Origin of the sequence: Moorena sp. SIO4E2 (assembly GCF_010671945.1) — a bacterium.
Taxonomy (GTDB): Bacteria; Cyanobacteriota; Cyanobacteriia; order Cyanobacteriales; family Coleofasciculaceae; genus Moorena; species Moorena producens.
On the sequence record NZ_JAAHIE010000034.1, the window covers coordinates 24,719 to 31,200 of the forward strand.

The window sequence follows — 6,482 nt, forward strand, 5'->3', positions numbered from 1 at the left end:
AGGCTGTAGGTAAGACCAAAATGCTTAACTCGATCCTGAAGTGGTCTATTGCTCGACGCTGGCTAGTTGTAATTGGCGCTATCATCGTCACAGTTTGGGGATTTGGCATTGTTTCCCAAATGCCCTTAGATGTATTTCCCAATTTTGCTCCTCCCCAAGTTGAAATTCAAACGGAAGCGCCGGGATTGGCTCCAGAAGAAGTGGAATCTTTAGTTACAATGCCTGTCGAAAGTGCGATCAATGGCATTCCTGGATTGACTACAGTACGATCCTCTTCGGGAGTGGGCATTTCTGTAGTAAAAGTTATCTTCAAATGGGATACTAATATCTATCAAGCTCGCCAGTTAGTAACTGAACGGTTACAACAAGCTGCTGCCAGATTACCGGAAGGAGTAGAATCACCACAAATTTCTCCCCTTTCCTCCCCCATTGGTACCATTCTCTCCTACGCTTTTACCATTGACGAAGATGTAGACACAGGAGATTTCCCCTCTGAAATTGACCTAATGGCTGTGCGTCGATTGGTTGACCGAGATATTACCAACCAATTATTGGCCGTACCGGGGGTAACTCAGGTAATTGCCTATGGGGGAGATGTGCGTCAGTATCAGGTACTGGTTGACCCTGCCAAGTTAACCGCTTTTGATGTTTCCTTAACAGAAGTTACGGAAGCAGCAGCAGCAGCAAATACTAATGCAGCGGGTGGCTTTCTGATTAGTCCAGACAAGGAACTATTAATTCGAGGCATAGGACGAGTTGAGTCAATAGAGGATTTAGAACAATCGGTGGTAGTGGCACGTAATGGCACACCAGTGCTGCTTTCTGATATCGCCGATGTCCGAATTGGTGCTGCCTTGAAGCGGGGTGATGGTAGCTTGGATGGGAAAAAAGCGATTGTGGTGCTAGTTAACAAACAACCCCTCGCTGATACTCCTACTGTTACCAAATCGGTAGAAGCAGCCATGGAGGAAATTAAAGAGGGTTTGCCTGGGAATATCAAGGTTACTGTTACCTTTCGCCAATCCGATTTTATTGATGCCTCAATTAAAAATGTCAGGAATGCTTTGCGCGATGGCATCATCATTGTTTCTATTATTCTGTTTCTGTTCTTGATGAACTGGCGCACTGCCATTATTACCCTCAGCGCCATTCCTCTGTCTTTGTTGATTGGGATGATGCTACTCAATCTCTTTGGTTTGGGAATTAATACCATGACTTTGGGAGGACTAGCTGTAGCAATTGGGTCAGTGGTGGATGACTCGATTGTGGACATGGAAAATTGCTACCGGGGATTACGGAAAAATCAGCAAGCAGGAAATCCCCTCAACCCATTACAGGTGGTTTATAACACCTCAGTGGAAGTGCGAGTGAGTGTGCTGTTTTCTACAGTAATTATCGCTGTAGTCTTCGCACCAATTTTTACCCTTACTGGTGTTGAAGGTCGTATTTTTGCACCGATGGGAGTAGCCTATCTCGTGTCAATTTTTGCTTCTACATTTGTGGCCCTGACCCTGAGTCCAGCTTTGTGTGCTTTCTTGCTTGCTACTGTACAGTTACCGGAAGAAGAAACTTGGGTAGCGCGGTTTTCTAAAAAACTATATCAGCCATTAATTCGGTTTTCTCTTCATGCTCCCAGTCTAGTTTTGCTAACAGCAGTAGCAGGGTTTGTGGCTTCTCTAATTATTTTTACCTCTCTAGGACGAGTCTTCTTACCAGAGTTTCAGGAGCGATCGCTTGTCAATGCTTTCACTCTTTATCCCGGTGTCTCTCTGGAAATGACGAATCGCGCTGGTTCAGCCATGCAACTAGCTCTCAAAGATGACCCCCGGTTTGAGTCAGTGCAGTTACGTTCAGGGCGTGCTCCCGGTGATGCTGATGCTGGTAGTGTTACTCTCGGCCATTTGGATGTGGAAATTTCAGAGGAAGGGATGAAAGACCGAAAAGCAACCATTGAGAAACTGCGTGAGGAATTTGCCAAGTTACCAGGGGTAGCTCCTAGTATTGGTGGTTTTATTTCCCACCGCATGGATGAAGTCCTCTCAGGAGTCAGGAGTGCGATCGCAGTAAAAATTTTTGGTCCGGAACTTTCGGAATTACGAACTATTGGTGCTCAAGTTCGAGATGGGATGCAAGATATTCCTGGTGTGGTGGATCTAATTCTTGAACCCCAAATTCCGATCAAACAGGTGCAAATTAAGTTTGACCGCGCTGCTGCTGCTCGTTATGGTCTTAGTGTTGGTCAGCTGGCAGAAATTGTTGAAACTGCTCTCAATGGTAAAGTCGTGTCGCAGGTACTGGAAGAGCAACAGTTATTTGATTTAGTAGTGTGGTTGAAAGCCGAATACCGCAATAATCTTAATACCATTAGCAACCTCCTAGTTGACACTCCCACGGGCACTAAAATTCCTCTTGCCCAAGTTGCTAACATTAGTTATGGTAAGGGACCAAACACCATCAACCGCGAAAATGTTTCTCGGCTGATTGTGGTTTCAGCTAACGTTGCTGATCGAGATTTAGGTAGTGTAGTTGAAGAGATTCAAGCCACAGTCAAGGAGAGAGTACAATTACCTTCTGGCTACTTTATCCAATATGGAGGACAGTTTGAATCAGAACAACGAGCATCCCAAAATTTACTAGTATTCGGTACTCTGGCACTGATTGTAATTGCTGTTTTAATGTACTTTGCTGTCAAGTCAATTTCAGCAACAGTGATGATTATGCTCAATCTACCTCTAGCATTAACTGGGGGAATTTTTTCCGTTGCCCTCGGTGGTGGTATTGTCTCTGTTGCTTCCATGGTAGGGTTTATCACTCTCTTTGGTGTTGCTACCCGCAATGGTTTACTTCTGGTAGATAATTACAACAATAAATTGGCTCAGGGAATGCCTTTGAGTCAAGTGATTATTGAAGGTTCAACGGAACGATTAGTGGCAATTTTAATGACGGCGTTGACTTCAGCTTTAGGGATGGTTCCTCTCGTAATTGGCACGGGGGCAGGGAAAGAAATTTTACAGCCATTGGCAATAGTTGTGCTGGGAGGATTGTTTACTTCTACAGCTTTAACCTTATTGGTATTACCAGCTTTGTATGCTCAGTTTGGTCGCTTTTTCATATGTAAACCCATCAATTCTGGTATTTCACCTGAAGACTTAAATTCATCCTTTAAAGGTGGTTCAGTGGTGGGTCAATAGGTAAGTAGTCAGCTGTAAGTTGTCAGCGGTAAGCTTAGTCAGTATCAACTTTTTTACTGGTTATCAAAAAAATAAATTAGTTTGAAAGGAGTAAAACTATGGGTTCGTGGTTGCAGTCAAATTTAATTGTTCTATCTAGTGTGGGATTGATATTTTTAGCCTCCTGTGGCAATAGTACAAAAGAGACTACTCAAACTACCTCTTCAGAAACTGTAACCAAAACTGAGAAGGTTGATTCCTCCAGCCATGGTGATGGTTACTCCCAAGGTGGTCAAATCATTGAATCTGGCCTTTATCATTTAGAATTGTTGCCTATTGTCGAAAAACAGGGAATTCACTTAGACTTTTTTCTACAACAGGGTGAGGAACACAAAAGTGTATCTAATGCCAAAGTCAAGGCTCAAATCCAGTTACCAAATGGTGAACAAAAGAATCTAGATTTCAGCTATGATCAGGCTGGTAAACATTACGCTGCTTTTTTACCAGGGAAAGCTACTGGGGAATATAAGGTGGTCATTCAAACTGACATTAACGGGAAAAAAATCAACGGTCGCTTTTCCTTTAAACAATAAATATTGAATAACTTTTGTGGGTAAAGACATCATGAATCGTTTGGTTAGCGCATTACTAGTTAGTTCTACTTTATTGTTGGCTCAAAGTTGTTCAACACTAGGGCAATCTGGAGATGCATCTGTTGAGGGAGATAAACACCATGGTCACCATAATCACAATGAGCATGGTCATCACCATGGTAGCCATGGTCACGGAAATAAACCATCAGTAAAGACTAAAGCTATACTAACGACTCCTTCAAAAATTACTTTAGATAAACCAAATAGTTTGGTAATTGATATTCAAGACTCTGAGGGAAATGCTGTTCCTGATTTTGAGGTTTTCCAAGAAAAAATAATGCATTTAATTGTCGTCAGTGATGATCTGGATTTTTACGATCATATTCATCCTGAGTACAAAGGTAATGGAAGGTTTGAAGTTGAAGCTAATTTTCCTAAACCTGGTGATTATACTCTTTTTAGCGATTACAAACCAAGCGGAAACCCAGAGCGAGTGTCTGTAGTAAAAGTAAAAGCACCAGGCACTACTTCATCTCTAAGTGATATAGAAATTAAAAATACTAAAGTCTTTGGCAATACCAAGGTTGAGCTGAGTTTTGATAAACCCAAAGTTCAGGCGAATGAAGAAGTTATGATTAGCTTTAAGTTAAAAGATGCTGCTAATAATAAGCCGGTGAATGATTTACAAACTTATTTGGGAGAAGCTGGTCATTTAGTAATTGTTAAACAATCAGAATCTATAACAGCATCTGATTACATTCATGCTCACGCACTTCCAGGTAAAACTACTGAACCGATACGTTTTGCTACCCAATTTCCTGAAAAAGGCACATATAAAGTGTGGGGTCAATTTAAGCGTAATGGTGAGATTGTAACCGCTGATTTCTGGGTCAATGCACTTTGAGCAAATATCTAATTTGGTAAGCATTCAGCAGTTGGCTGTCAGCTGTCAGCTGTCAGCTGTCAGCTGTCAGCCTTTGGCCTTTGGCCACGGCTGATAGCTGTTCGCACCTCAAGCAGCGTGGCCAAAGGCCAGGCGTGCGCGTAGCGCATTAGCTGATCGCACTTACCAATAATCACAATCAGGGATATGATAATTACTCTACCGGAGTTGATCAGATTTCCGGAATCTTCTCCTGTCATCTTTTATCCTTGATACGTCAGCCTGGAAATGACCGAGTCTTCCTATCCCAATTACAGTGAACAGTTGCGACAACTTATGGCAAAAGTGGATATTCCTAGTTTTAGGCAACTCAGTCTCAGGGCTGATGTTTCCGAGTTGCAACTGAGGCGTTTGCGGAAAGGTCAGGTCTCGCAGATGCAGCTAAAAACGCTGCTAAAACTTGCTGAAGCGTTGCAGGTGTCGCTTAATCAGTTACTGGTTATGTTTTTGCCAGATTCTGTTTCTACGTTACAGCAGGAAGACTCAACATTCAAGCAGGAGTACCAGCGTCTAGAACAGCAGTTGGAACAGCAGCGCGAGACTTTAATGCAGGAGTTTCAGCAATCTAGTTTACAAGTGCTAGAATCCTGGCTAGTGCAATGGCCCACTGCTGCTTATGCGGCACAACAGAATGAGCAGTTACCAGCAGTGAGATTATTGCCCCTGGTAAAGCCAGTGGAACAGTTGTTAGAAAAATGGGGTGTGGAAGCGATCGCATCTGTGGGGCAAGAAATTCCTTACGATCCACAACAACACCAACTCATGTCAGGCAGTGCTCAACCAGGTGATCGGGTTAGGGTACGTTACACTGGCTACCGCATTGGTGATAAGTTGCTGCATCGTGCTAAAGTTAGTCCAGTTTAACAGAGTGAGCGGGAATTCCCCTTCCTCGCGCTAGCAGGTGGGGGATGAGAGCGAACACCAGGATTTTATTTTTGCCCGGAATATAGTTATAACAAATTGTATATAATAATAACAAGGAGGTGATCAAAAGATGAGACACTACGCAATCAAAGTCAGGATCTATCCGAGCGATGAACAAAAAGAAATATTAGCTCAACACTTTGGTTGCGCTCGGTGGTGGTGGAATTATGCTCTAAACCATTGCATTGAAACCTACAAATCCACAGGGAAAAGTGTAAGGCAATCTAGTCTCAATGCCCTGCTTCCAAAGCTTAAAAAAGCCGAGGAAACAGAATGGCTAAAAACCTGTTATTCTCAGGTGTTACAAGCTGCTACCTTAAATCTGGTCACGGCTTATAAAAACTTCTTTCAAGGTAGGGCTAGGTTCCCTAGATTTAAGTCAAAGAAGCGTAAACAATCTATTCAATATCCCCAAAAGGTAAAACTAGTTAATGGTAATTTGAAATTTCCTGGGAAAGTTGGTGTAATCAAAACCAAGTTTGACAAACGTCCAATTGAAGGAGAAATCAAAACTGTTACTATTTCCATGACACCATCTGGGAAATATTTTGCATCTATTTTGACTGAGTTAGAAGGGGATAATCCTCAACCTAATCATGAGGGAAAAGTAGCAGGTGTAGATTTAGGGGTTAAAGATTTTGCCATAGTTAATGATGGGAATAAAACCTCCAAGTTTGCTAACCCTAGACACTTGTACAAATCCGAGAAAAATTTAGCCAGAAAGCAAAATAATTTGGGTGCGGCTCTTTTAAAAGTACGGTAGACTAGATCTCAGTAAAACTGACAAATTAGTCAGAGTAATAGTTTGAGTCAATACCTCCTGGTGGGTGACCAGCTGAAAAAGTCAGCAGT

General features: G+C 42.4%; 5 protein-coding genes and 1 pseudogene. 5 read left to right on the forward strand and 1 reads right to left on the reverse strand.

Translation table 11 applies throughout. The annotated features are described in order from the left end of the window. Nucleotides 1-20: 20 nt before the first annotated feature. The 3 genes from F6K37_RS06725 to F6K37_RS06735 all read left to right on the forward strand — a co-directional run bounded on the left by F6K37_RS06725 (nt 21) and on the right by F6K37_RS06735 (nt 4,667). Nucleotides 21-3,191: an efflux RND transporter permease subunit gene (locus F6K37_RS06725; RefSeq protein ID WP_287249064.1), complete on the forward strand. Its 3,171-nt coding sequence runs from the start codon at nt 21-23 to the stop codon at nt 3,189-3,191. Between the two features lie 98 nt (nt 3,192-3,289). Beyond that, complete coding sequence (locus F6K37_RS06730) at nt 3,290-3,763, forward strand: hypothetical protein (protein WP_287249066.1); 474 nt, start codon at nt 3,290-3,292, stop codon at nt 3,761-3,763. A gap of 16 nt (nt 3,764-3,779) precedes the next feature. Continuing rightward, nucleotides 3,780-4,667: a DUF8832 domain-containing protein gene (locus F6K37_RS06735; RefSeq protein ID WP_287249068.1), complete on the forward strand. Its 888-nt coding sequence runs from the start codon at nt 3,780-3,782 to the stop codon at nt 4,665-4,667. 59 nt (nt 4,668-4,726) lie between these two features. Here the strand turns inward: F6K37_RS06735 and F6K37_RS06740 are convergent, their stop codons facing one another. Then, entirely contained in the window at nt 4,727-4,906 is a 180-nt protein-coding gene (locus F6K37_RS06740; RefSeq protein WP_008186221.1) for a hypothetical protein, read from the reverse strand. 28 nt (nt 4,907-4,934) lie between these two features. Here F6K37_RS06740 and grpE point away from each other — a divergent pair, with 28 nt between their 5' ends. Continuing rightward, nucleotides 4,935-5,570 carry a nucleotide exchange factor GrpE gene (grpE, locus tag F6K37_RS06745; RefSeq protein WP_287249071.1) on the forward strand — a complete coding sequence of 212 codons (636 nt, stop codon included), beginning with the start codon at nt 4,935-4,937 and terminating at the stop codon, nt 5,568-5,570. Nucleotides 5,571-5,700: 130 nt separating this feature from the next. Continuing rightward, a pseudogene (locus F6K37_RS06750) lies at nt 5,701-6,366 on the forward strand (RNA-guided endonuclease InsQ/TnpB family protein); the annotation flags it as partial. Nucleotides 6,367-6,482 lie beyond the last annotated feature (116 nt).

Excerpts from the sequence above, each read along its gene's own strand:
- F6K37_RS06725 (WP_287249064.1), top strand. The coding sequence starts at position 21 with ATGCTTAACTCGATCCTGAAGTGGTCTATTGCTCGACGCTGGCTAGTT.
- F6K37_RS06730 (WP_287249066.1), top strand. The coding sequence starts at position 3,290 with ATGGGTTCGTGGTTGCAGTCAAATTTAATTGTTCTATCTAGTGTGGGA.
- F6K37_RS06740 (WP_008186221.1), bottom strand. The coding sequence starts at position 4,906 with ATGACAGGAGAAGATTCCGGAAATCTGATCAACTCCGGTAGAGTAATT.
- grpE (WP_287249071.1), top strand. The coding sequence starts at position 4,935 with ATGACCGAGTCTTCCTATCCCAATTACAGTGAACAGTTGCGACAACTT.